Origin of the sequence: Thioalkalivibrio sp. ALR17-21 (genome assembly GCF_000420185.1) — a bacterium.
GTDB classification, from domain to species: domain Bacteria; phylum Pseudomonadota; class Gammaproteobacteria; order Ectothiorhodospirales; family Ectothiorhodospiraceae; genus Thioalkalivibrio; species Thioalkalivibrio halophilus.
On sequence record NZ_ATUL01000025.1, the window covers coordinates 1 to 19,470 of the forward strand.

19 protein-coding genes and 1 CRISPR repeat array are annotated in these 19,470 nt (G+C 65.4%); of the genes, 5 read left to right on the plus strand and 14 right to left on the minus strand.

Features of this window, described 5'->3' with window-relative positions; all coding sequences use genetic code 11:
- The 7 genes from G020_RS0111845 to G020_RS0111875 form a co-directional block, all read right to left on the minus strand.
- A partial coding sequence (locus tag G020_RS0111845) for a helix-turn-helix domain-containing protein (RefSeq protein WP_029681304.1) occupies window positions 1-217 on the minus strand: 217 nt, incomplete at its 3' end.
- Between the two features lie 97 nt (window positions 218-314).
- Window positions 315-650 carry a hypothetical protein gene (locus G020_RS0111850; protein WP_024329719.1) on the minus strand — a complete coding sequence of 112 codons (336 nt, stop codon included), beginning with the start codon at window positions 648-650 and terminating at the stop codon, window positions 315-317.
- A gap of 342 nt (window positions 651-992) precedes the next feature.
- Window positions 993-1,331: a site-specific integrase gene (locus G020_RS15630; protein ID WP_081647427.1), complete on the minus strand. Its 339-nt coding sequence runs from the start codon at window positions 1,329-1,331 to the stop codon at window positions 993-995.
- On the minus strand, window positions 1,282-2,289 hold the full coding sequence (locus G020_RS0111860) for an integrase (RefSeq protein WP_156002756.1): 1,008 nt from the start codon (window positions 2,287-2,289) through the stop codon (window positions 1,282-1,284). Before G020_RS0111860 ends, G020_RS15630 begins: the two co-directional genes overlap by 50 nt.
- A 307-nt stretch (window positions 2,290-2,596) precedes the next feature.
- Window positions 2,597-2,902 carry a CRISPR-associated protein Csx16 gene (gene csx16 / locus G020_RS0111865; protein ID WP_024329722.1) on the minus strand — a complete coding sequence of 102 codons (306 nt, stop codon included), beginning with the start codon at window positions 2,900-2,902 and terminating at the stop codon, window positions 2,597-2,599.
- A gap of 87 nt (window positions 2,903-2,989) precedes the next feature.
- Window positions 2,990-4,213: a TIGR02221 family CRISPR-associated protein gene (csx2, locus tag G020_RS0111870; protein ID WP_024329723.1), complete on the minus strand. Its 1,224-nt coding sequence runs from the start codon at window positions 4,211-4,213 to the stop codon at window positions 2,990-2,992.
- A gap of 81 nt (window positions 4,214-4,294) precedes the next feature.
- On the minus strand, window positions 4,295-5,227 hold the full coding sequence (locus tag G020_RS0111875; RefSeq protein ID WP_024329724.1) for a hypothetical protein: 933 nt from the start codon (window positions 5,225-5,227) through the stop codon (window positions 4,295-4,297).
- A 58-nt stretch (window positions 5,228-5,285) separates the two neighbouring features.
- Between G020_RS0111875 and cas6 the strand changes: the two genes are divergently transcribed.
- Window positions 5,286-6,260 carry a CRISPR system precrRNA processing endoribonuclease RAMP protein Cas6 gene (gene cas6, locus G020_RS0111880; RefSeq protein WP_029681305.1) on the plus strand — a complete coding sequence of 325 codons (975 nt, stop codon included), beginning with the start codon at window positions 5,286-5,288 and terminating at the stop codon, window positions 6,258-6,260.
- Window positions 6,261-6,509: 249 nt separating this feature from the next.
- On the opposite strand, the gene G020_RS0111885 is transcribed toward cas6, so the two are convergent.
- The 6 genes from G020_RS0111885 to G020_RS0111910 are packed head-to-tail and all read right to left on the minus strand — an operon-like array spanning window position 6,510 to window position 14,580.
- Window positions 6,510-8,702, minus strand: coding sequence for a TIGR03986 family CRISPR-associated RAMP protein (locus G020_RS0111885; protein WP_024329726.1), 2,193 nt, complete (start codon window positions 8,700-8,702; stop codon window positions 6,510-6,512).
- Window positions 8,699-9,220 (minus strand): hypothetical protein, encoded by a 522-nt coding sequence (locus G020_RS0111890; RefSeq protein WP_024329727.1) that lies wholly within the window; start codon window positions 9,218-9,220, stop codon window positions 8,699-8,701. Before G020_RS0111890 ends, G020_RS0111885 begins: the two co-directional genes overlap by 4 nt.
- Window positions 9,217-10,668 (minus strand): RAMP superfamily CRISPR-associated protein, encoded by a 1,452-nt coding sequence (locus tag G020_RS0111895; RefSeq protein WP_024329728.1) that lies wholly within the window; start codon window positions 10,666-10,668, stop codon window positions 9,217-9,219. The genes G020_RS0111890 and G020_RS0111895 overlap by 4 nt, the downstream gene beginning before the upstream one ends.
- On the minus strand, window positions 10,665-12,287 hold the full coding sequence (locus G020_RS0111900) for a hypothetical protein (RefSeq protein ID WP_024329729.1): 1,623 nt from the start codon (window positions 12,285-12,287) through the stop codon (window positions 10,665-10,667). Before G020_RS0111900 ends, G020_RS0111895 begins: the two co-directional genes overlap by 4 nt.
- Window positions 12,284-12,940: an RAMP superfamily CRISPR-associated protein gene (locus G020_RS0111905; RefSeq protein WP_024329730.1), complete on the minus strand. Its 657-nt coding sequence runs from the start codon at window positions 12,938-12,940 to the stop codon at window positions 12,284-12,286. Before G020_RS0111905 ends, G020_RS0111900 begins: the two co-directional genes overlap by 4 nt.
- Window positions 12,940-14,580 carry a hypothetical protein gene (locus tag G020_RS0111910; protein ID WP_024329731.1) on the minus strand — a complete coding sequence of 547 codons (1,641 nt, stop codon included), beginning with the start codon at window positions 14,578-14,580 and terminating at the stop codon, window positions 12,940-12,942. The genes G020_RS0111905 and G020_RS0111910 overlap by 1 nt, the downstream gene beginning before the upstream one ends.
- 256 nt (window positions 14,581-14,836) lie before the next feature.
- Window positions 14,837-15,491: a CRISPR direct-repeat array (repeat unit 36 nt; unit sequence GTCTTAATCCCCTTTCAGTCGGGGCATCGGTCGGAC).
- A 243-nt stretch (window positions 15,492-15,734) separates the two neighbouring features.
- Between G020_RS0111910 and G020_RS14695 the strand changes: the two genes are divergently transcribed.
- Genes G020_RS14695 through G020_RS0111930 form a run of 4 tightly spaced genes read left to right on the plus strand, consistent with a single transcriptional unit; the run spans window position 15,735 to window position 18,209 of the window.
- Window positions 15,735-16,019 carry a CRISPR-associated endonuclease Cas2 gene (locus tag G020_RS14695; RefSeq protein WP_018870800.1) on the plus strand — a complete coding sequence of 95 codons (285 nt, stop codon included), beginning with the start codon at window positions 15,735-15,737 and terminating at the stop codon, window positions 16,017-16,019.
- Window positions 16,016-16,363: a CRISPR-associated endonuclease Cas2 gene (locus G020_RS0111920; protein WP_018870801.1), complete on the plus strand. Its 348-nt coding sequence runs from the start codon at window positions 16,016-16,018 to the stop codon at window positions 16,361-16,363. Before G020_RS14695 ends, G020_RS0111920 begins: the two co-directional genes overlap by 4 nt.
- Window positions 16,360-17,355 carry a CRISPR-associated endonuclease Cas1 gene (gene cas1 / locus G020_RS15085; protein WP_081647428.1) on the plus strand — a complete coding sequence of 332 codons (996 nt, stop codon included), beginning with the start codon at window positions 16,360-16,362 and terminating at the stop codon, window positions 17,353-17,355. Before G020_RS0111920 ends, cas1 begins: the two co-directional genes overlap by 4 nt.
- The gene (locus tag G020_RS0111930; RefSeq protein WP_024329733.1) at window positions 17,352-18,209 is read left to right on the plus strand and encodes a reverse transcriptase domain-containing protein; all 858 of its coding nucleotides are present in this window, start codon (window positions 17,352-17,354) and stop codon (window positions 18,207-18,209) included. Before cas1 ends, G020_RS0111930 begins: the two co-directional genes overlap by 4 nt.
- A 6-nt stretch (window positions 18,210-18,215) precedes the next feature.
- Here the strand turns inward: G020_RS0111930 and csm6 are convergent, their stop codons facing one another.
- Complete coding sequence (gene csm6 / locus G020_RS0111935; protein ID WP_024329734.1) at window positions 18,216-19,352, minus strand: CRISPR-associated ring nuclease Csm6; 1,137 nt, start codon at window positions 19,350-19,352, stop codon at window positions 18,216-18,218.
- Window positions 19,353-19,470: the final 118 nt, after the last annotated feature.

Here is a 19,470-nt window from a genome sequence, read left to right on the forward strand (position 1 = left end):
TGTGCCACTTGTGCGCGCTTCGGCGGCGTTGGTCGGTGCGCTTCTGGGCGGTACGCGCCTCGTAGCAACCGCCATCGCCGTTGCGCTTCAGCTCTCGACTGATCGTCCCCGGGCTGCGGCCCAGCGTCCGAGCAATCGCCCCCTGCGAGCGCCCCAGCCCGCGCAACGCACTGATCTGATATCGTTCTTCCTGGGTCAGCTGCCTGTAGTGCCTCATCGGTACGCCTGAATGGGTTTGGGGTGAGAGCCACCCATTCTACGGCGGCAGCTGGCCCACCCCTTCCGGGTTCAGGCGTTGCAGTTATTCTGTGAATTCAGGGGCTCTGTTCCCTCGCTTCCCGTTCCTTCCGCCGCTTTTCCACGACCTCTTCAGCGACCTCCTGAACTTCGGCGTGAGCGCGGGTCGCACGCAGCCCATCGAGCTCTTCGGCTTTCCCTTCCTCGATATAGAGTTCGACCCCCGTGCCCAGCTCTCGGGCCTTCACCTCCTCACCCTTCTCCTTGAACCAAGTCACGGCCTGCATGGAGGAGGTCATCAGCATGGCCTCCGAGCTTGCGTCAATTTCCGGCCCTTCGCCTTCATTCGAGCATGCCGCCAGGCCCAGAGCCATCGGCGCCACCAGCGCCAGAGCCATCATCTTCATCTTCATCAACGTTCTCCTTTATTGGTTGCAGGGCCCAGCGTACAGATCGATCGCCCTTTGTCGATTTTTTCCATCGCCCCAATTCGAGTGTGCGCACGCGCACACCTGGACCGATCGGCTTCACGTGGGTATCAATCAACCACACCAAAGACCCCAATTTCCTCAGAGCCCTCGTGTTGGCGCACATGAGGCTCTTATCTGTTGGATAGGTAATCGCTCACGGCCCCTCGGGAAAACGGCCTGTGCGTGCTCTCTGTTGGTCACGTTTTGACCAGGCAAGACCAAAGACCTCACTAAGGAGGCAAAAATAGCCGAGGAGGGGAGGGCGACGCATCAGAGCGACCCCACTCACCAGCGCGTATCCCGTACTTCCAACACGCTCCGCAATCGTTCGAGTTCCGCGCGGCTATACCGCTGCGTGGTCCGCACATCGGAATGCCCCAACGCCTCGGCCGCGTCGCGCAGGCTGGCACCCTGGTCGGCCAGTTCCGTCCCTGCCGTATGCCGGAGCGCATGCGCACTCGCCCGGGCCAGCCTTTCCGACTCCCGTTCTTCCCCCTGTTCGGCCAGCCGCCGGCTAGCACCCTGGATGACTCGACGGGTTAGGTGATCAAGGGCCTGCCGCGTGAGCGGCTTTTCATCCACGCCGTTGTGCGCGCGCACGCGGCACGATGGGCACCGGGTCATCGGCTGACGGCCATCGAGACAGCCCCAAGGTCAGCCGGAACCGCTGCATTTCATCCAGCACGCTGAATGGCAGGGGTAGCACCATTCGTTTCCCGCCTTTCACCTCCAGGGACCAGACCCAGACTTCCTCCTCGTCGATCACCGTGGGCTGGATCTCCCCAAAACGTCCGCGCAACGAACTGATCCGAATTCCCAGGGTGTAGAGCAGATGGAAGACCCAGCGGGCTCTGGCTTTCTGGAACGCGTCTTCCTCGGTGCCGAAGGGGAGGCCATCGATGTACCGCTTGATGGCCTCCCAGCCTTTACGGGTCAGTGCTCGCCCGCGTTGCGCCTGGCTGGCCGCCGCCTCGGTTTCCTTCGATCGCTCGACGGTCAGGTCCACCAATGCCGCCGGGTTCGCCTGGAGGTAACCGGCCTGCGCGAGAAATCCCAGCAGATCGTTCAGCACCCGCAATCCGTATTCGGCCCGCTTGGATGAGCGCCCCGGCTGGAACGGTCGCCAGTCCGGGTGCGCGCGCGCACGCTTGGTCGTGTCGTTCGACACCCAGACCTCGGCAGGGGAGGGCTCGACCAGGAAGGCCTTGTAGGCCAGTACGTCCCGGGCTGACAGGTCACTCAGGGCCTGCCCCCGCCAGGCGGCCCACAACAGCACGCGCGTGACCTCCCGGATATACGCGTCTGCCGTCGGGGTAGGGCGGTTGTCGCCTCTGGGGTCGATGCCCTTGCGGGCGAACCAGGCGATCACCGCCTCCCGATCACTGGCCGCATCCAGCATGTTGTCGCCGGGATTCCGAAACCGCCCGCGCGTGCCATCCGGCACGGCCGGCCAGCCGGCCGGGTGCCCCCACGGGATCGGGTAGGTGGCATCGCCGGTGAGTTTCACGGCCCCCTCTTTGAATGTTTCACGGTTAGGCGCTTCGGGGGTGCATACGTTGGTATCCGATTGATCCTTCGCCACTTTCGCTCCCTCCAAGCCGACCTCCAGAGAATATGTTTCACGGCCCCTGAACAGTGTGGAACGGGGTCTCGGGCTCTAGTGGACACAATGCGCAACAGCAGAAGCCAGGGTTACGTGGATCGAGCGTTTCATTGTTCTCCTTTGCTTGATTGGGTGTTCGCTTGATTGTCCGACGGGCAAGGATCGTGGGTCGTGCTCGTGCTGTTCGTCAGCGCGATATGGATACAGGCTAGGATGGAAAGCGCTGGTTATCCGGGCCGACAACCTTGCGGGGCCGCCGCCTTGGGTGGGTCATCGGGGTTCATTGTTACTGGGGCTTTACTGGAACCACGCGAAATTCCTCAAGGCGTGCGCCGCAGGCTTCGAGGTCGTCGGCATTGAGTTCCTTGCCCCGAGCCTCTGGCGGCATGTCCAGTGAAAGATGGAAGTAACGGGCGCCCTGCTCGCAGACGGTTGCGGCGAGGTGGACGGGCAGGGTGCCCAGTACCCGGTCCCCTGGGGCCAGAATGCTCGGGTCGAGATGCGCGAGGGATTCGTCGACCGCCAGTCCCTGGCGTTCTGCCCATTCCACCGCTCCGGGATGGCGGGTTACGAAATAGGTCCGTTCGGGCATGACATCCTCCGGTTGGCTGAGAGTGAGTGCATACTCCGCGATTGGCTCGCCGGAGTCCGGATTGGCAAGCTTGCCGCGCGATCCATTTCAGGTGTTATTGAGCCGGTTGATGGCGGCCTCGAGCTCGCGTTGTAGCCGCTCCCGGTCATGCATGATTTGCCGCACCTTTGAATTTCTGGGCGGGGTGCCATGAGCCATGGCGTTCCGCAGCTCGCGCAGAAGGTGCCACGCGTCGCGTTTCCAATCGGGTTCTTCCTTGTTGACCCGCTTGCTGAAGGCGTCGCGGATTTGTTCCCGAGCCTTGTAATTGGTCGGGGTCTCTCCCTGTTCGATACAAAGGCTGGTGAGAAACGCCTCGAACCCGAATATCGCGGCGCGCGGATAGTCCCGTCGGCGCAGGGCACGCAGGGCCAGTGCTCGCTGATTGTTGCCGAGGTTGTCGGACCGTGCCCAGGAGAGCCGTTCGATGAGTTTTTCCCTGAACAGGGCGGAAGCCCCGCTCAGTTCGGTTTCTTCGAGCTCCTTGAGTACGGTTTGGAGTCGCTGGCGTGCAGCCGGAATATTGAGCGTGGTCTGATGGAAATGCGCTTCTGCCAGCGCCCTGGCCTTGTCCGAGGGCAGACCATCCCGTGCCAGGAGGGGCCCGAACACCCCATAGTCCCCCGAGGCATCAAACCGGGTGAGGGCTTCTATCCAGCGGTGAACTCCATCGAGACCATCGAGCTGAAGTACGGGCGTCATGCCTTGATCCGGGCCGTCACTCGGGGTCATGTCGAGCGCGCCGTACCACAAGTGGTTTACCTGGATGGAGCGCAGGGCCTCCAGAAAGTATGCGGAGAGGAAACCGAGCATCCCCAGGTGACGGAACCCGTGGGTCAGGTCAAGATCGACTCGCCCGCGCGGTATCGACTCGGCGATTCCCTGAAGAATGCGCATCTGCTCACGGTCGTCACGGGCTTCCGGAATCAGGCGCAGTTCGACATCCATGCCCGTGGCCTCTTGCGCGAGTGCAGTCAGGGGCGCCAGTTGTTCCTCGGAGACGCGGTGGTGGCTTTCCGCTTCGAGCAGTTCCAGACGCTCGTTCTCCCGCCGGTTGTCCCCTTGGTCTGCCAGATGTTCCACCAGCACGCTCCACATGCTGCCGCTGGTTCCCAGAATGACGAGTCGGTCCGGCATCAGTTCCTTGGCCAGTTCCAGCCCGAAAAACGGGCTGACGCGGATCGAACCCCCGGGAAAGGCGTAACTGGCCGTCCGGTAGCCCGTGGCTTCCGAGTACCGGCCGCGTCCGAGAAAAGTGATCAATGAATGCATGTTGTCCTCATCGCGTGGTGTGACCATTGGGTGAAGGGAATCGAAGCCGCTCGATCGGGCCGGTACTCGCCGGTCCGCGGCTCATGACCTGTCGGTTCGGAGTACGTCGATCGTGAATACGCGTGGTGTGCCGTCCGAGATCCGGACATACTGGCAACGCCGGTCCTGTTCGCGGGTGAAGAGTGCGCCGGCCACCGAGGCGAGTTTGGTGCCGGCGGTGATGTCCACCAGAATCTGGCGTTCCTTGAGCCGGCGTACCCACCCTTCTTCCTGCTGGCGATAGGTTTCCCAAATCACCTGAAGATGGTTCCAGACCGATTCGACCTCGTTGAAATCACAGCCCTGGGGATCGAAAACGTTCGTCCCCGGTGCCGAATGCTTGAAATCATCCAGACTGAGGATCCGAATGTTGTGTGGGGCCAGCAGCCGCGTAAGGATCTGTCGGAAAAGGTCGAGGTCACGGACTGAGCCGTCGTCACCCCCGGACGGTATGACCACAATCTCCTTTAGCCGCGTCTTTTCAGGTTCCGCGCTCAGATGCGGTTTGATGGCTTCCAGCGGCATCCGCCAGTTAGCAAGGGTGTCCTGCCATTGATTCAGGTCTGTGGCGGGGTCCAGCCTGGATGGCAGTGATGCCGCGTCGTTCAGGGAGTGGTCCTTCGGAAGGGCGCTCAGGAACAGTACAAGGACGCGAGTGTCAGGAGGATCCAGAGTGATCTCGCGCTGTTCGGCTGCAAAGTCGGCCGGGGCTTCCTGATTGCGCAGAAAATGGATGGCATAGAGGATGATAAGCAGACCAATGATCAGGAACAGCAGAGGAGTCGTGGTAGGCGGGTAGGGCACTCCCCACTCCGTCAGTGTGCTCTCCGTCAGGAGGAACAGACTGGAGCCCAGCCAGTCGAGGGCCAGAAGAATGCCCACGACGAGGAGAATGGCCCGCCATGTGTTGCCGCCGAGGACGTTCTGTAGTGCATTGAGCAGGGACCGATTGCGGGTTCCGGCGAGTTTCTTCATGTCATCTCCTGGAATTCGATACCGTACGCAGTCCAACCGCCTGTCGACGAGCCGGCTGATGAATGCACTTCCCTTAACGCTGTTGCGCCTTCACTTTTTTGCGTCGATCCCGGTCCGCCTAGGGGAATTTCCCGGTGCGGTCTGGCGTGGTGCGCTTGGTGCCCGGCTTCGCGAACTGGTATGCACCACCGGGTTGCCGGAGTGTAATGGCTGTCCTGTCGTCGATCAGTGCCCCTATCCGGCGCTGTTCGAGACCCGCGTCCCGGCCGACCCGCCGAGTGCCCTGCTGCAGCACAATGGCGCAACAACGCCCCCCTTCGTGCTGCGCCCGGATGCGTCCGGCGAAGATCAGGATGTGACCCGGACTACTCTGGGCCTCAATCTCGTGAGTCAGGACGCGCGGGCGTGTGCGCTGATGGTCCGAGCGCTGGAGCGCGCCGGTGCGCTGGGAATGGGGCACAACCGGGTGCCGCTTCAACTTGTGAGCATCGAACAGGCCGACGTTCGGGCAGGAGGGGAAGATGGTGAGCCCCCCTGGCGTGTCCTGAATAATGATTCCATCGATCAATCGCTTGAGCCCCCCTCGGCGATGGTCGTTCCGCCGGCACCGCCAGCGGTTGATGTCCGGCTGGTCACGCCCCTGCGGATGCGCATTCGCGGGCGTTACGTGACACCGGATGCGTTTGACCCGGTCTCTTTCGTGCGCACCGTCCTGCGCCGGGCCACACACCTGGGTGCCAGTCACTGCCCTGACTTCGAGGAATCCGAACTGGCACGGATCGGTCGTCGTGCGAGCCACTTGCGACTGTTGTCCAGCGATCTCGCCTGGCGGGATCTTCGACGCTATTCCGCCCGTCAGGGTCGTGCTGTCCCCATGGGCGGACTGCTCGGGACTGTCCGGATTGCCGGGGAAGCCCTGAATGACGTCTGGCCATGGTTATGGCAGGGGCAGTGGTGGCACGCGGGCAAGGGCACGACCATGGGGCTCGGGCAATACCACCTGATGCCCCTGGCCGGAGCCCCGGAGCGCTGATGGCTACAGCGCGCCCGATTGTTGTTGTTCAGGGCTTCGACTGTAAAAGAGGCTGCCGGGCGCGTCCGGACCCACAAGCTTGTCACCGGCTCCAAAGGCACTTGAACTGGTTACGGTCGTCCCTCTGAGACGGAACAAAGTTGCGTGAGCCTGTTCGGCTCGCTCGCTCGTTCGGTGGGTGGGCGTGAGGCGCAGATATGCGCGGGCCCTGGACTGCGACCGGGCATGGCCCGGTCGCGGTGAATGGGGTCAGTCGCCGGCGATGCTCAGGCGGGTGCGGGCCTGGCGCACGGCCTTGACGATCTTCTTCTGGTCGTGACCGTCGGCCAGGTTCTCCGCGCGGTCCAGCAGGTCGGCGAGCTGCGGGATGAGTTCGTCCCAGCCGGCGGCTTCATCGGGGAGTTCGCGGATGGCCTTGTTGAGGTTGTTCCAGCGGCTCTTGCCGGGCTCGGCCTCGCAGGCCTCCAGGGCCTGGCGGAGGTCGTCGACCTGCGTTTCTTCGGGGCTCATCGCCTGGCGCTTCTGTTCGCGCTCCTGTTTTTCCTGCGCCTGCTGGTGCTGGCGGCGGGTCTCTTCCAGGGCCTGGCCGAAGCCGGGGGCTTCGGGTGCGGCGCTGTCACCGAGCTGCGTGCGAAGGCTGTGCCAGGCGTCCTTTTCTTTTAGATGTGGCTTCAGGTATTCGCCGTCTTTGCGCGCGTCCATGAAGAATGTTGGATTCCCCAGCTTGTCCAGCGGGGCGTCCGCGGCCCGGGACGGGTCGGCCATGGCCAGTAGCTGGCGCAGGGGTTCACTGTCTTCCCAGCGCTCTTCCGCGCCGTCGGTGGCCTGTGCCCAGGCGTCGTTCATGTACTGTACGAAGGCGTGGCGGCAGGCCTCCAGGTTCACAAGCGCGTCGTCGTCGATCTCGCGTGCCGGATCGTTCGGCTCCAGACGGGCATCGGTCACGCCGACCGAGACCTGGCCGAACCCGAACGGCTTGCCGGTTCCCAGCGAGTGGCGAAGGTCGCCGCGCCCGCCGAAGTCCAGCGCCCACACCAGCGCGCCCAGCTCCACGTCGCGCAGGTTGTGGAAGCGGATCTGCGTGGAGAAGGTGGTATCGGAGGGCACGGTTTCCAGCTTCACCTGGACCTTCGGGCCGGATTTGTCCGGCGGGCGGGGAACGTGATGGGAGCTTCGGACCGGATAGCGTTTCCAGCCGGACAGTTCGGCGTCTTTATCCATCAGGGTTGCATAGCCCTCTTCTCTTTCCTGTTTTTCCTGTTGGCGCAGGTAGGCCGGGTAGAAGGTGGGCTTGGGCCCGTTGAGAACCATCGGGCCTTCCCAGCGGGTGGTGACGTCCTGTTCGCACTCGGCCAGACCGGGCATCACGCGACCCCGGAGGCTGCCATCCGGGCTTTCGGCATCAATGTGGCCGAACAGGAGCCCGGCCAGGTCGGGTGCGTCGTCGTCCAGGTGCGCGGAGTTCGCGTTCTTGCCGGCCCGTGTGTGGCGGATGGCGTCATGCAGCGTGTGGCGATAAGCCAGGCGGTACAGCATGGCCAGACCCAGCGAGCGCACGCCGCCCTGACTGCCTTTAGCGTGCCAGAACACCGGCACGCCGGGGTCGGCATCCAGCACCTTCGGCTTCCAGAAGCGATTCCATTCGTCGGATTCCTGGTGGATGAACTGGAAGTCGCTCATCACCTCGGGGGATACGGGGATCTCGTCCCGGGGGTCGCCGGAGTCGTAGAAGATGAACTCGCGTTTCTTTGCTTTCCTGCCCTGCGTGTAGTCCTTCCCCGGCTGGCCGGTGACCACCACATGGCCTTGGTATGGTCCACGCTCAAGGTCGAGGTCGATGGCATCGACCTGACCGTTTTTGCGTTTGGGGCCAATGTCGAAGCGGATTTCCGGCAGGGTCCCAATTAACTCATACCGTTCCAGTGCGGTTTTCTTTTCTTTCCATTGGTCTTCGGGGACGCCCAGCGTGCGGACCAGATCTTTCTGGTGCAGGCGAACGAAGCTCACGGGACGGATGTACCAGGCGCCCTCGCGGTAGCGCAGCCAGCCTGCTTGCACCGGTGCCTTCATCTCCTTCATGTAGAAGTTGTTCGCATCGGTGAGGTCGCGCACCCCCAGGCGCTGGTCCTCCACCTCGCGGAAATGGCCGAACGCGGCGATCTCGAGCACGTTGCGCAGCATGCCCTTGAGGCTGCTGGGCGGCACGGCCGGACGACGGTCCGGCGTGCGGGCGAAGTGGACCTTGCCGGGTTCGCGTTCCCTTTCGCTGCTCGGGGTCTGCTCGCCGCCGACACTCAGCGGGGTGTGCGCGGTCAGGCGGATGCGGATCTCTCCGCTCCAGCCATCCCGGAACGGGTGGTCGTGGCTCACGTGCGCGTGCCAGTCCGGGCGCAGCACGAACGGGGTGAGCGGCACAAAGTTGTAGGGCAGGTTGAGGGTCATGCCCGGTCCTCCTTGAATCCGTCGAATACGGCCAGTACGGCCTCGGGGGTGGCGTCGTCGGCCGGATCGCCGTCGGTGTGCCCGGCGAAGCCGTACAGGCGCAGGTAACGCAGGGGCGCGGGTGCCCGATGGTCGTTGAGATGGATGACCGTCTCGGCCAGATAACCGGGGTCCGTGTCTGTCTCTTCGATCCGGAAGCAGTGCAGGCGCCAGCCGTCGCCGCCCCGGTATTCGAGCTGCCAGCGCGTCCCGTCCGCCGCCAGGCCTTCGCCCTCCAGCGGCGGCATGCCGTCCACGGGCTCGGCGGGCAGGATGTGGACCTCGGCGGGCCACTGCATCCAGCCCCGGTCGTTGCACAGCGCACGACAGCGCTCGTGCACGGTGGTCGAGTCCAGGTCCTCGCAGTCGTGCTTCAGGCGCACGGGGGTCAGCGCGGGCGGGGTCCATTCCCAGCCCTGCTCCTCGCAGGCCCGAAGGAAGCGGCGGTGGTCGGCGAGCAGCGATTCGAGACGGTTCATCGGGCGGTGTCTCCTTCGGCGTTGAGCGTTGGCGCGTCCTGGCCGGCGACCCAGGCCCCGTCGTCGTTCCATTCGGGATCGTGTTCGGCGGCAAATCCGCCCAGCCCGCGGCTGCCGCCGGCGCCCAGCGGCAACCAGCCGCGCGCGAGGTCGCGCAGGGCGAGATCCAGGGCCTCGCGCACCTCCACTGGGACCGGGATGTCCCGGCGCGGCAGGATATGCAGGCGCAGCGGCAGGCGACTGCGCCAGAGCTGTTCCTCCTGGAACAGGGCGCCGCGCTGGACACCGCCGGTGAAACGGTCGATGCGATTGTGCAGCGGTGCGTGGACCTGCGGATCGGGTTCCAGATAGGTGTCGTTGATAATGACGGCACCGGCGAGCCCGGAGGCATCGCGGTCGCTGGCGTGGCCGAACAGGCAGCGCACTGCCTCGCTGCGTTCCGCATCGGGCGGTGGCCCGTCGGGGTTGATGAACTCCCCGGTCAGGCGACGGTGGTGGAAGGCCACCCGATGGGCGAGCGCGCCCTTGATCGCCGAGGCGGGCACCACCGGCCGGGGCCGGGTCCAGGTGCCGCGTCCGTCGCGCCATTCGATCACGGGCTCGCTCTGCGGGAGCATGTTGTCGGGTTCTTTCGTGCCCGAGTACTCGCCGAGCGGGTGCTCGCCGCCCCCGATGCGCCAGCCGGCTTCGGCCTGCAGATCGAGCTCCACGCCGGGGATGCGAAACGCGGTGTCTCCGGGCGTGAGGGGCTGCAGCCCGTCGCGGCTGGCGCGGTGGCGCGGGCGGTTGCGAAATCCTTCGCGGCCTTCGGGGGTGCGCAGGTCCCAGCGCGCCATGTGGAGTTCGGCCACCCGGAACGCGCCCGAACCCGCGCGGGTGCCGCGGCCCAGACGCAGGGCCGGGGACTGCAGCAGGCGCAGCAGCCCGTCCCATTCCCGGGAGGCGGCGTCCGAGCCGTCGCTCCAGTGGCCGAGCAGGAAGGTATAGCGGGTGCCGCGCGGAGCGAGCGTGACATCGAACTTGCCGCGGTCATCGGCGGCGCCCCGGTGGTTGAGCCGGACCCGTTGCCGAATCAGCGGATGGTTCAGGCTCAGCCGCGAGAGCAGTTCGTCGTCATCGACGTCCTCGCGCAGGCCTTCCACGGGCCGGTCGTGGCTGTCGTGCACCAGCCCCCAGAAGACCTGTACGCGCGAGATGCGCCCTTCGCCGCGTCCTTCGCCTTCGAGGTGGCCGAACAGCCGGTCGGCGACGGTGTCGCCGTATTCGTCCGCGCAGGCGTGGCGCAGCACGCCGGCCAGTCCACTGGCGGGCAGGGTAGGGAGGTGATTCGCGTCCCGCATCAGGACCAGGTCATGCGTGGCATCGCCGGCACCCGAGCCGATCGCGTGCGGGGTGTCGGCTTCCAGGGTGACGCGGGCAAAGTCGTGTACCGGGAGTTCGGGGATCATGCCTGCGGCTCCTTGGTTGCGTGCCCTTCCACGGCACGGGTCCATTCGGGGGTCTGGCCCAGCGATGCCAGCCGCACCACCACCTCGGACAGCAGCTCCGGGACATTGCGATGAATCGCCTCCAGTTGAGCTTTGAGGCGCACTCCCAGGACGTCTTCTTGCCTGGGACCCAGTTTGAGTTGCCATCCCGAACGCGTACGCACGATGGCGTCTTCGGGGGGCTCGCGATCCTTGGTGGCCCCGGAGTCCTTGGGCGGCGGGAACAGGGCGCGCCACAGGCCGTCCGGGTCGCCCCGGTGGCGGTTGGCGGCGTCGCGCAAACGGCCCCACTGGCTGCGCCCGGGGACCTCGTCCTCCGCCAGGGGCGCATTGGGCGGGATCCCCTGCCAGCTGCGGGCCTCGTCAAGGGATGCGATCAGGGCCTCGAAGACCCGCCGGGCACGGTGCTCGGCGTCGAATTCGAGGAACTCGGTGCGGGCCATCCGGCGCAGCCGGCGCAGCAGCGCGGTGTCGGGTGCCGCCGGGACCGAGCGGGTGTCCGTGGTTCGCGCAGCGGGCGCCTCCACCTGCAGGGACTTGTCGGCGAGCATCTGCGGCCGGGCGACGGCCTGGCCCAGGCCGGCCTCGCGGTAGTGCCCGAGGCCGTGTTCCAGCGCGGGCAGGGCCTCGGGCGGGGTGCCGGCGGGCAGGGTGTAATGCAGCACACTGCCGCGGGCGATCACCTGGCGGTCGGCATCCCGCCCCCGGCGCTTGCCGTTGTACGGGCTGTAGCTGCGCGTGCGCAGGAAACTCTTCTGGTGGTCCCACTCGGCGCCTTCGGGCAGGCCGAGGTACTGCGGTCGGGGCTGCAGGGTGGGCTGCCCGCGTTCGTCACGCAGCGCCAGATCGGACAGCAGCCACAGGGTCAGGGTGTTGTCAGAACCGCCAACGCTGGCCGGATGCGGCGGCGCCTGGTCCAGCGGCTCGATTTGCACGCGGCCGAACTCGGCGCTGCGCGAGCGGCCGAGACGCGCGGGGCCGTTCAGACATTGGTGCAGGCGCTGCACGAGCGCCTCGTCCAGGGTGTCGTCGGTCTGCAGCTCGAAGACAAAGCTCTGCCCGCGCTCCAGGGCTTCGTAGCCGAACAACTGGCCTTCTTCGACCCGGCCGGTCTCCGGCGCGATGGCGGTCTTGAGTGACTGTCGGGTGCGCGGGCGGATCCACCGACCGCAGGCATCGACATGGCCGCCACGCAGCTGGCGGGGCTGGCGCCCGTCCTCGGGTTCGCGATGCATGAGGTTGAGCACCCGGTCGCGGTCCAGACGGGCGTGACCGCTTCCCGCAACCTTCTGCTTGGCGTCTTCGTTCTTGTAGTGGTGAAGGGCGAGCGGCACCGGCCAGGCGGGGGTGCCGGGTTCGCTTTCGGGCAGGGCGTCGCAGAAGCGGACCCCCCCGCCGTGAAACACCTGCCAGGCCTGATCGGGGGCCAGGCTGGCGTACAGCCGGCCCGCCGCCAGGCCCAGAAAGAGGCTGCCCGGCAGATGATCGAGGGTTTCGTGTTCGCCTGCGGTGGCGGCAGACCGGCTGACGATCACGTCCTGCTCCAGGGTGACGCGGAAGGCGTGGCGCGTGGCACTCATGACGGATCCCTCAGGCTGAGTTCGGCCTCACCCAGGCCGCGGTTGCGTTCGGCGCCGACGGCGCTGATCAGCGGCAGGACGCCTTCCAGCGTGCTCCACAGATCGGCTTCATCGAGCGCGCGCTGCTGTTGCCGACGCAGTTCCTCTTCCAGCGAGGTTACCTCCAGGCCCAGTGGCGTCTGCAGCTGCATGGGGAGGGCGACCTCGGTGCCCCGCAGGGTCTTGTCGCTGGCGCTGCCCTGTCGGTTGATGGCCGTGCGATGGACGTCCCGGAACAGGAACGGCCGCAGCTGCGGGCCATCGGTGTCGGGATGGGCGAGGAATGCTCGCTCGGGCTCCGGCAGCGTGGCGTCATCCACCTGCAGCATCCCCGGCCGGGTGGCGGAGCGCGCCTCCTGGCCGCTGCGGGAGCCGAACAGGAGTTCTTCCACGTTTCCGGCAGGGCCGTCGGGCAGGGTGACCCCGTCGAACCAGTTCCAGGTGCCGGCGCAGCGCATCGCATGGCGCAGCAGGCCCTTGAGATGGCGGCCGGGGATGACCGGCAGGCCGTCACGGTCGCGTGCGGTGAGTGCGTCGAGATGCGTACCGGCGGAATGGCCGCTGCCACAGTGCCAGTAGCCGTGCAGCTGCACGGTCAGGGTCTTCGTCGACATCAGGCGGTCTCCTTCCGGGTGTCTTGCCTGTGGAGGGCCAGCAGCGCCAGCAGGTCGCCCAGCGGGCTGTAGCGCTCCCGGCTCCCTCCGTCGCGGTCGCCGTCACGCTCGGGGCCGAACGGGAGATCGTGTTCATCGGCCCGGCCGACCAGCGCTTCCAGGTGGCGGTCGAACTCGTGCAGTGCCCGGGCCGCCGGGGCTTCGGCCAGGGCGCGCCAGCGGTTGTATTCCTTGCGCGCAAGCTCGGGGCTTTCGTGGATGCGGGTGGCGAGCTGGCGCAGGCGCGCGGCGTTGAGGGCACCGTCCTGCAGGTGCTCGACAAGATCACGCAGCGTTTGCAGCCTCGGCAGGCCGGCGGCGTCCACCTGGCCTACCGCGTAAGCCGGGAGGCCCAGGTGATAGACCGTGTTGTGCGTCGACTCGTAGCGTTCCATCTCCTGACTACTCAGGGCCGCGGCATCGTCCGCCAGGCTGGTCTGGATCCGGTGGAAGGCGATGGATGACGGCACTGTCGCCTCCTCGGTGGCCGAGCGCGACTGCTGCTTGGCACGGTCGCACAGGCTTTCCGCCAGCTGATAGCCGCGGGCGAACGGTTGCCCGGACTTGAGATAGGTGATGCCGGCACAGGCGGTCAGCCGTTCTGGCAGGCGCTCGATGACATCGTCCGGTGTGCCGGCCTCCTTCAGTTGTCCGCGAAGGGTCTGCAGCATGCGTTCGGATTCGCGCTCGAAGGCCTCGATGAAGTTCTCGGTGAAGTCCAGTGCAAGGTCGGCGCGCACCAGAAGGGTCAGGTCGTCACCCCCCAGAACCAGCGGGCGTGCGGGGTAGACGCCGTCGTTGATCTGCGGCTGCAGCACGTCCTGCGTGGCGCTGCGGGCGGCGTCGCCCGTGGCTGCGTCCAGCCCTTCCGAGAAGGCGCGGTAAAGCCGGACGTAGTGTTCGGGGGCGTGTCCGGTGGCGTCTCCCAGTACCCGCAGGATCTGGCCCAGGCCGTTGCCGTCCGCGTGGATGAGCCCGACCATGCCGTCTTCGCCCAGCGGGAAGCGCCGCGATCCGGGCTCGTCCTGTTCGAAGTTCCGGGGCCACTCGGCCCGGTCATCCGGGTCGAACTTGTGCGCCAGACCCGCGTGTTCCGACCGAGCGAACTGCCGCTTGACCCGAGTGGCGGCATCCACCGGTTCCCGGTCACGCTTGCGGTCCCGGGCCACGGCGACCTCGCCGGTACGGGCGTTGCGCTCGGCGACGGGCGCCGGGTTCGGCAGCGCGGCGGGGCGCAGGTTGCGCATGCCGGCAAGCGTGTCGATCCCCGTGTTGATGGCCCCCTTCACCGACTCACCCGAGCAGATGCAGTCCACCCGCTCGATGCCGGGCAGGAGCTGGGCCACCAGCGTGCGCCACAGGGCCCGGAAGCGCCGGGCGGTCTCTGCGTCCTCGAACACCAGGTACAGGGCACCACCGGCCCGCCGCGGTGCCGGCAGCGACTCGGGTTCCACCTCGCAGGCGCGCAGGGCCTGGTCGAGGATGCCACGCGAGAGCTCGTCCAGCAGGTCGCTCCCCGCCACCATGTCGGCCAGGCGGCCGGAGGCGAAGAGGAATGGCTGGATGGAGCGGGCTTCGAACAGATAGGCGTGGTAGCGCATAGGTCCTTCCTTGACGGGCCGGAGGCCTTGCCTCCTGGCGGCGGGGACGATTTTTTGCTGGAGGGTACAAAAAAAATGCGGATGCGGCAGCTGCGAAAAGGTTGTGGCCGGACTCGGGAAGTATCTCGGTGGAGGGCGTAGCGGCGGTATGTGCGGCACTCGGCGGAAATACCGCTGACACGCGGAGGTTCGAGTCGCGCGCGTTCCGGGTAACCGGTCGGACGTAAACCGCATCCGCGAGGTGCGGCCCCGGAAGGTCTTAATCCCCTTTCAGTCGGGGCATCGGTCGGACGAACGCGCCACAGAACCCGAACGGATTTAATCGTCTTAATCCCCTTTCAGTCGGGGCATCGGTCGGACCAACGCCAACTCCGGGTCCGCTTCCAGCGGGGTCTTAATCCCCTTTCAGTCGGGGCATCGGTCGGACGTAACACTCCGTCGGCCCGGGCGAGAAGCCCGGTCTTAATCCCCTTTCAGTCGGGGCATCGGTCGGACCCCGGATCCCGTGGAGGAAGCGGATTCCGTGGAAGTCTTAATCCCCTTTCAGTCGGGGCATCGGTCGGACTCTGACGGGGCGGAGGGCGCGCTTGCGCCCTCGTCTTAATCCCCTTTCAGTCGGGGCATCGGTCGGACCATTCGGGCGTTGCTGGAAAGCAACGGGCCGATGGTCTTAATCCCCTTTCAGTCGGGGCATCGGTCGGACCTATCACGGGGTCAACGTCATGCTCCTGTGGATGTCTTAATCCCCTTTCAGTCGGGGCATCGGTCGGACAAAATGAAAATAGAAGTAGGGGAAATCTTCCGAGGTCTTAATCCCCTTTCAGTCGGGGCATCGGTCGGACGACCTGGGCGAGGACGTCGAAGTCCGAGTCATTGTCTTAATCCCCTTTCAGTCGGGGCATCGGTCGGACTCTTCCGCTTCGTAGATAAGCCGTAGATTCAGCGGCTTGCGACGTCCAGTCCTGCACCAATCTGGTGCAGAAAAAGTTTGCTTGTTGAGTCGGGGTAACCACGGCCAAAGGCTAGCCCGCCGGAGAGGTGCCACGCAAGGTCCGACGGCTCGACAATCCCGACAAGCTTGCCGGGCCGGACACGGCGGCGCGCACGGTGGAGGATCGTAATTGCCAATTCATCGAATCGAAAGGAGCCGCACCATGCGACGTCGACCCGCGATCATTGCTTACGACATCAGCAGCCCCTTGCGCCGTCGGCGCGTTCACCGGCAGTTGGTCCAGTGGCGTATCGATGGCCAGAAATCGGTCCACGAATGCCTTCTTGCCCCGCAGGAAGCGGACGAGCTCTACCTCCAGCTCGGTGAGCTGATTGACCCGGACAAGGATCGTCTTCTGCTGGCCTGGTTGACGCCGAATGCCCCGATCGAGGCGCGGGGCAGTGGCGACAGCGAGAGCCTGTTTCGCCGGATGCTGAGGGTCGGATGATGCATGGGGATAAGTGGTATCTGGTCGCCTATGACATCCGTTGCCCGCGGCGCTTGCGTCGGGTCCAGCGCGAAATCGTAAAGGACGCTCAGGGTTTGCAGCAGTCGGTCTACCTGGTGCGCGGAAGCCGGCAGTATCTGCAGGAGCTTCTGGGCCGACTTGAGGGGCACATGGAACCGTCGGTGGATGATCTGAGGGCCTATCCCGTGCCGCACCCGGCTCGACTCTGGTGTGGCGGCGCAATGGTCAGTGCAAGCGTTGAACGCAATGAGTCGGTCGAGGCCATCGGCGTGTGGTGGGACTGGTTGTCGGAACGGATACGGCGCTGGCGGGCGTCCGCATGAGTGACGGACTCTGGTTGATCGTCGACCGTCGCGGGGCCACGCTCTCGGTTGAACACCAGTCGGTGCGGGTGGATGAGCCGGACGGTTCGTTTCGGCGAGTGCCTCCGGCGCTGCTGGAGGCGGTCGTGATCCATGGCAGGAATTCCGTCGCCAGCGACGTGTGGCGCTTGTTGGCCGGCCAGGGAGTTCCGGCGGTGTTGTTGCCGGGACGGGGCCATGGCCCCGCGGCCTGGGTGGGTGGCGGGCTGGGCGGATCGTTGAACATCCGCAGGAGTCAGTTCAGGGCTGCCGAGGACGCTCAAGGCTGCTTGCTCCTTGCGCGTCGAATGGTGCAACGGAAGTTCCGGGGATACATGGATGCCTTGATCTGGGCCGGGCACGGCGAGTCGACCTTTCAGAACCGACTGCTTGAGCTGCAGTCCCACCTCGACGAGGCGGTAACGCTCGAACATGTTCGAGGGCTGGAGGGAGCAGCGGCGCGGTTCTGGTATGACTGGCTGGCTGAACGAATTCCCGAGGAATGGCGATTCCTTGGGAGAAACCGCCGTCCACCCCGGGATCCCGTCAACGCGATGCTGTCTCTGGGCTATACGCTGCTGGCGACTCAGGCGCACTCACGGGTCGAAGCGGCTGGTCTGGATGTGCATCTGGGCTTTCTGCATCAGCCGGTACCGGGCCGCCCGGCGCTGGCGCTGGATGTGATGGAGCCGCTCCGGCCCTGGGTGGATCTGTTCGTACTGGGGCTGCTCGATCGTGTGGTGGGGCCCGCCGATTTTTCCAACAACGATCTCGATGGTTGCCGCCTGCACAAGGAACCGCGAGGCCGCTTTTATTCTGCCTGGGCGTACTGGAACCGCGAGGTTCCGCCCGCCGTGTCCGGCGATGACGACGTGGAATCGGTGTCAGGCAAGGGGGTGGGTGCGTGGCTGCAAGCGGAAGTCCGGTCGCTGCGGGCAGAGCTCGAGTCGATCCGGCAGGAGATCTCGGCATGAACGCCTTGCTGGACTCCATGGTGGATCCGGAGAACGTACAGAAGGCCTGGCGCAGGGTGCGCCGCGACCGGGCTCCCTGGTCGCCAGAGGTCAACCGGGAACATCTGGACCAGGCGCTGCCTCGCCACCTGCTGCGGTTGGTTCAGGACCTGCAAACCGGGCGGTATCGGCCAGGAGCAATGCGTCAGTTTGCTGTGGCCAAGGGCGACGGCGGGCGGCGTGTGATTTCCGCCCAGTACCTTCGGGACAAGCTCGCCCAACGTATGGCGCATCAGGTGCTCGAACCGCGGGTCGAACCGTTCCTGCATCCCGACAGTTTTGGCTATCGACCGGGGCGCGGTGTTCCGCATGCGCTCCATCGCGTGCGTGAGCGGATTGCCACGGGGTTGGACTGGGTGGTGGACGCAGATATTCGCTCGTTCTTCGATCAGGTGCCGCACCGCGGCGTACGTCGGGAGCTGAAGCGTTTCGTACGCGATCGCGGCTTGCGGCGCCTGATTGATCGCTGGCTTGTCGCGGGCAGCCATTCCGCCTCGTTGGCCGGATCCCGGAGAGGAGTGCCACAAGGAGCGGTTTTGTCACCGCTGCTTTGTAATATCTTCCTCGACCGCCTTGATCGCAGTCTGGCGGATGCCGGCATCCCGTTCGTCCGCTACGCGGATGATTTTCTTCTACTCGCTGCGACCCGGACCGACGCTGAACGGGCGCGCAGTCATGTGGATCGTTGCCTTCGGCGGATGGGACTCGAACTGCACCCGGACAAAACCCGCGTCTCCAGGGTTTCGCCGCGCGTACGGTTTCTCGGGGAGCCCGTTGTGCGTCGGTCGCGGGCTACCCGCAAACGCCGGCAGTGATCGTACCTAGGGTCCGCGAGTGGAAGGCCGGATCTCGATTTTCTCCGGGTCCAACGTGAGCTGGTATCGGACGCGAGGCCGGGAGCCCGTTTGCTGAATCCGGTAGGCCTCGGCGGCGGGGCCCAGTTTGTTCAGCTCCCTGTTGACGTGGGACTTGCGCTGGTCGAAATAGTCCGGAGGCATTCCTTCTTTGACGGCTTTCTCGACGCGCTCACGATCGCCCGCCATGGGGTTGGAAATGTCGTAGTATGCCTGAAGAAACTGCTGTGCGTACTCGGGGCCGACTTCCTGGCGGGCTACAGGCGGCTCACCATTGCGAGCGCGGCGTGCCAGCCAGAGATAAAACGCGAAATTGACCGGGCTGAGAGTGAGCGTCTCGTCGCGACAGTGAATTTCCAGACGCTCCAGGTCCAGTTCCAGACGCGGCGGCTTGAGGCTCGCCTGCGCCCGGTTGATCGCTTCGGAGAAACCGACCCCTTCCTCTACCAGAAGATCGGAGAGTCCGCCGCGCAGACGAACAAACGGGATTTGGGCGAGGGTGATTTCCGCGTCGCTGGTACGGATCGGCTTTTGTTCCCGCGTATACAGTACAACCGGGGTGTGCGGTGGGTAGAAGAACTGGTAGTGACCCTCGAACGGCTCGGAAACCAGAACGTGGGAAAGTTCATCCTGCGGTCGCCCAAACAGCGATAGCGCATAGCCAAGGTAATAGCCCATTGTCTTGCGCCCGCCCGCGATGGACGCGTGCAGCGTTAGCTGAGGATCCTGGGTCAGGCGGCGCACGAGGTCGACGATCAGGTCGGCCGCAGCTTCATTGTGGGCGGGATCCCGGATGTCATCCAGTGGTTGGCCGTGCTGGTCACGTATGACATGAATGGTTTCGGCGCTGAAGTCAATCTGTTCGGGATCCAGACCGTAATCAGCGCAAAGACGGTAGAAATACCCTTGCGAGGGGTCGAGAAGAGTGAGGCGGGCGCGTTCGGCTCCCTCCTGGGTGGTCACGACATGGATGGAGTCGGGGACAAAAGCGGGATCACGCTGCACGGCAAGTCCGTAGAGTGTTTCCGTGATGATCTGGGGTGCGAGCCCCGCCACGCAAAGAAGCGCGTTGCGGGGCGTAGAGTGGGTTTCGGCGCTTTCCATGGCTTCGTGGTTTCCGTGGTTGGTGTTTGTGTTCTGGGTTGTTACCGGCACAGGGTCTTTCAATGGCCGCCGTATTGGGGCGGACCGGAGGTCCGGTATGGCCGAACGGCGGGCCGGC

What these genes read in the sequence shown, in the direction of transcription:
- G020_RS0111850 (WP_024329719.1), bottom strand. Translation starts at nt 650, where the DNA reads ATGAAGATGAAGATGATGGCTCTGGCGCTGGTGGCGCCGATGGCTCTG.
- G020_RS15630 (WP_081647427.1), bottom strand. Translation starts at nt 1,331, where the DNA reads ATGACCCGGTGCCCATCGTGCCGCGTGCGCGCGCACAACGGCGTGGAT.
- csx16 (WP_024329722.1), bottom strand. Translation starts at nt 2,902, where the DNA reads ATGCCCGAACGGACCTATTTCGTAACCCGCCATCCCGGAGCGGTGGAA.
- csx2 (WP_024329723.1), bottom strand. Translation starts at nt 4,213, where the DNA reads ATGCATTCATTGATCACTTTTCTCGGACGCGGCCGGTACTCGGAAGCC.
- G020_RS0111875 (WP_024329724.1), bottom strand. Translation starts at nt 5,227, where the DNA reads ATGAAGAAACTCGCCGGAACCCGCAATCGGTCCCTGCTCAATGCACTA.
- cas6 (WP_029681305.1), top strand. Translation starts at nt 5,286, where the DNA reads ATGAATGCACTTCCCTTAACGCTGTTGCGCCTTCACTTTTTTGCGTCG.
- G020_RS0111885 (WP_024329726.1), bottom strand. Translation starts at nt 8,702, where the DNA reads ATGACCCTCAACCTGCCCTACAACTTTGTGCCGCTCACCCCGTTCGTG.
- G020_RS0111890 (WP_024329727.1), bottom strand. Translation starts at nt 9,220, where the DNA reads ATGAACCGTCTCGAATCGCTGCTCGCCGACCACCGCCGCTTCCTTCGG.
- G020_RS0111895 (WP_024329728.1), bottom strand. Translation starts at nt 10,668, where the DNA reads ATGATCCCCGAACTCCCGGTACACGACTTTGCCCGCGTCACCCTGGAA.
- G020_RS0111900 (WP_024329729.1), bottom strand. Translation starts at nt 12,287, where the DNA reads ATGAGTGCCACGCGCCACGCCTTCCGCGTCACCCTGGAGCAGGACGTG.
- G020_RS0111905 (WP_024329730.1), bottom strand. Translation starts at nt 12,940, where the DNA reads ATGTCGACGAAGACCCTGACCGTGCAGCTGCACGGCTACTGGCACTGT.
- G020_RS0111910 (WP_024329731.1), bottom strand. Translation starts at nt 14,580, where the DNA reads ATGCGCTACCACGCCTATCTGTTCGAAGCCCGCTCCATCCAGCCATTC.
- G020_RS14695 (WP_018870800.1), top strand. Translation starts at nt 15,735, where the DNA reads ATGCGACGTCGACCCGCGATCATTGCTTACGACATCAGCAGCCCCTTG.
- G020_RS0111920 (WP_018870801.1), top strand. Translation starts at nt 16,016, where the DNA reads ATGATGCATGGGGATAAGTGGTATCTGGTCGCCTATGACATCCGTTGC.
- cas1 (WP_081647428.1), top strand. Translation starts at nt 16,360, where the DNA reads ATGAGTGACGGACTCTGGTTGATCGTCGACCGTCGCGGGGCCACGCTC.
- G020_RS0111930 (WP_024329733.1), top strand. Translation starts at nt 17,352, where the DNA reads ATGAACGCCTTGCTGGACTCCATGGTGGATCCGGAGAACGTACAGAAG.
- csm6 (WP_024329734.1), bottom strand. Translation starts at nt 19,352, where the DNA reads ATGGAAAGCGCCGAAACCCACTCTACGCCCCGCAACGCGCTTCTTTGC.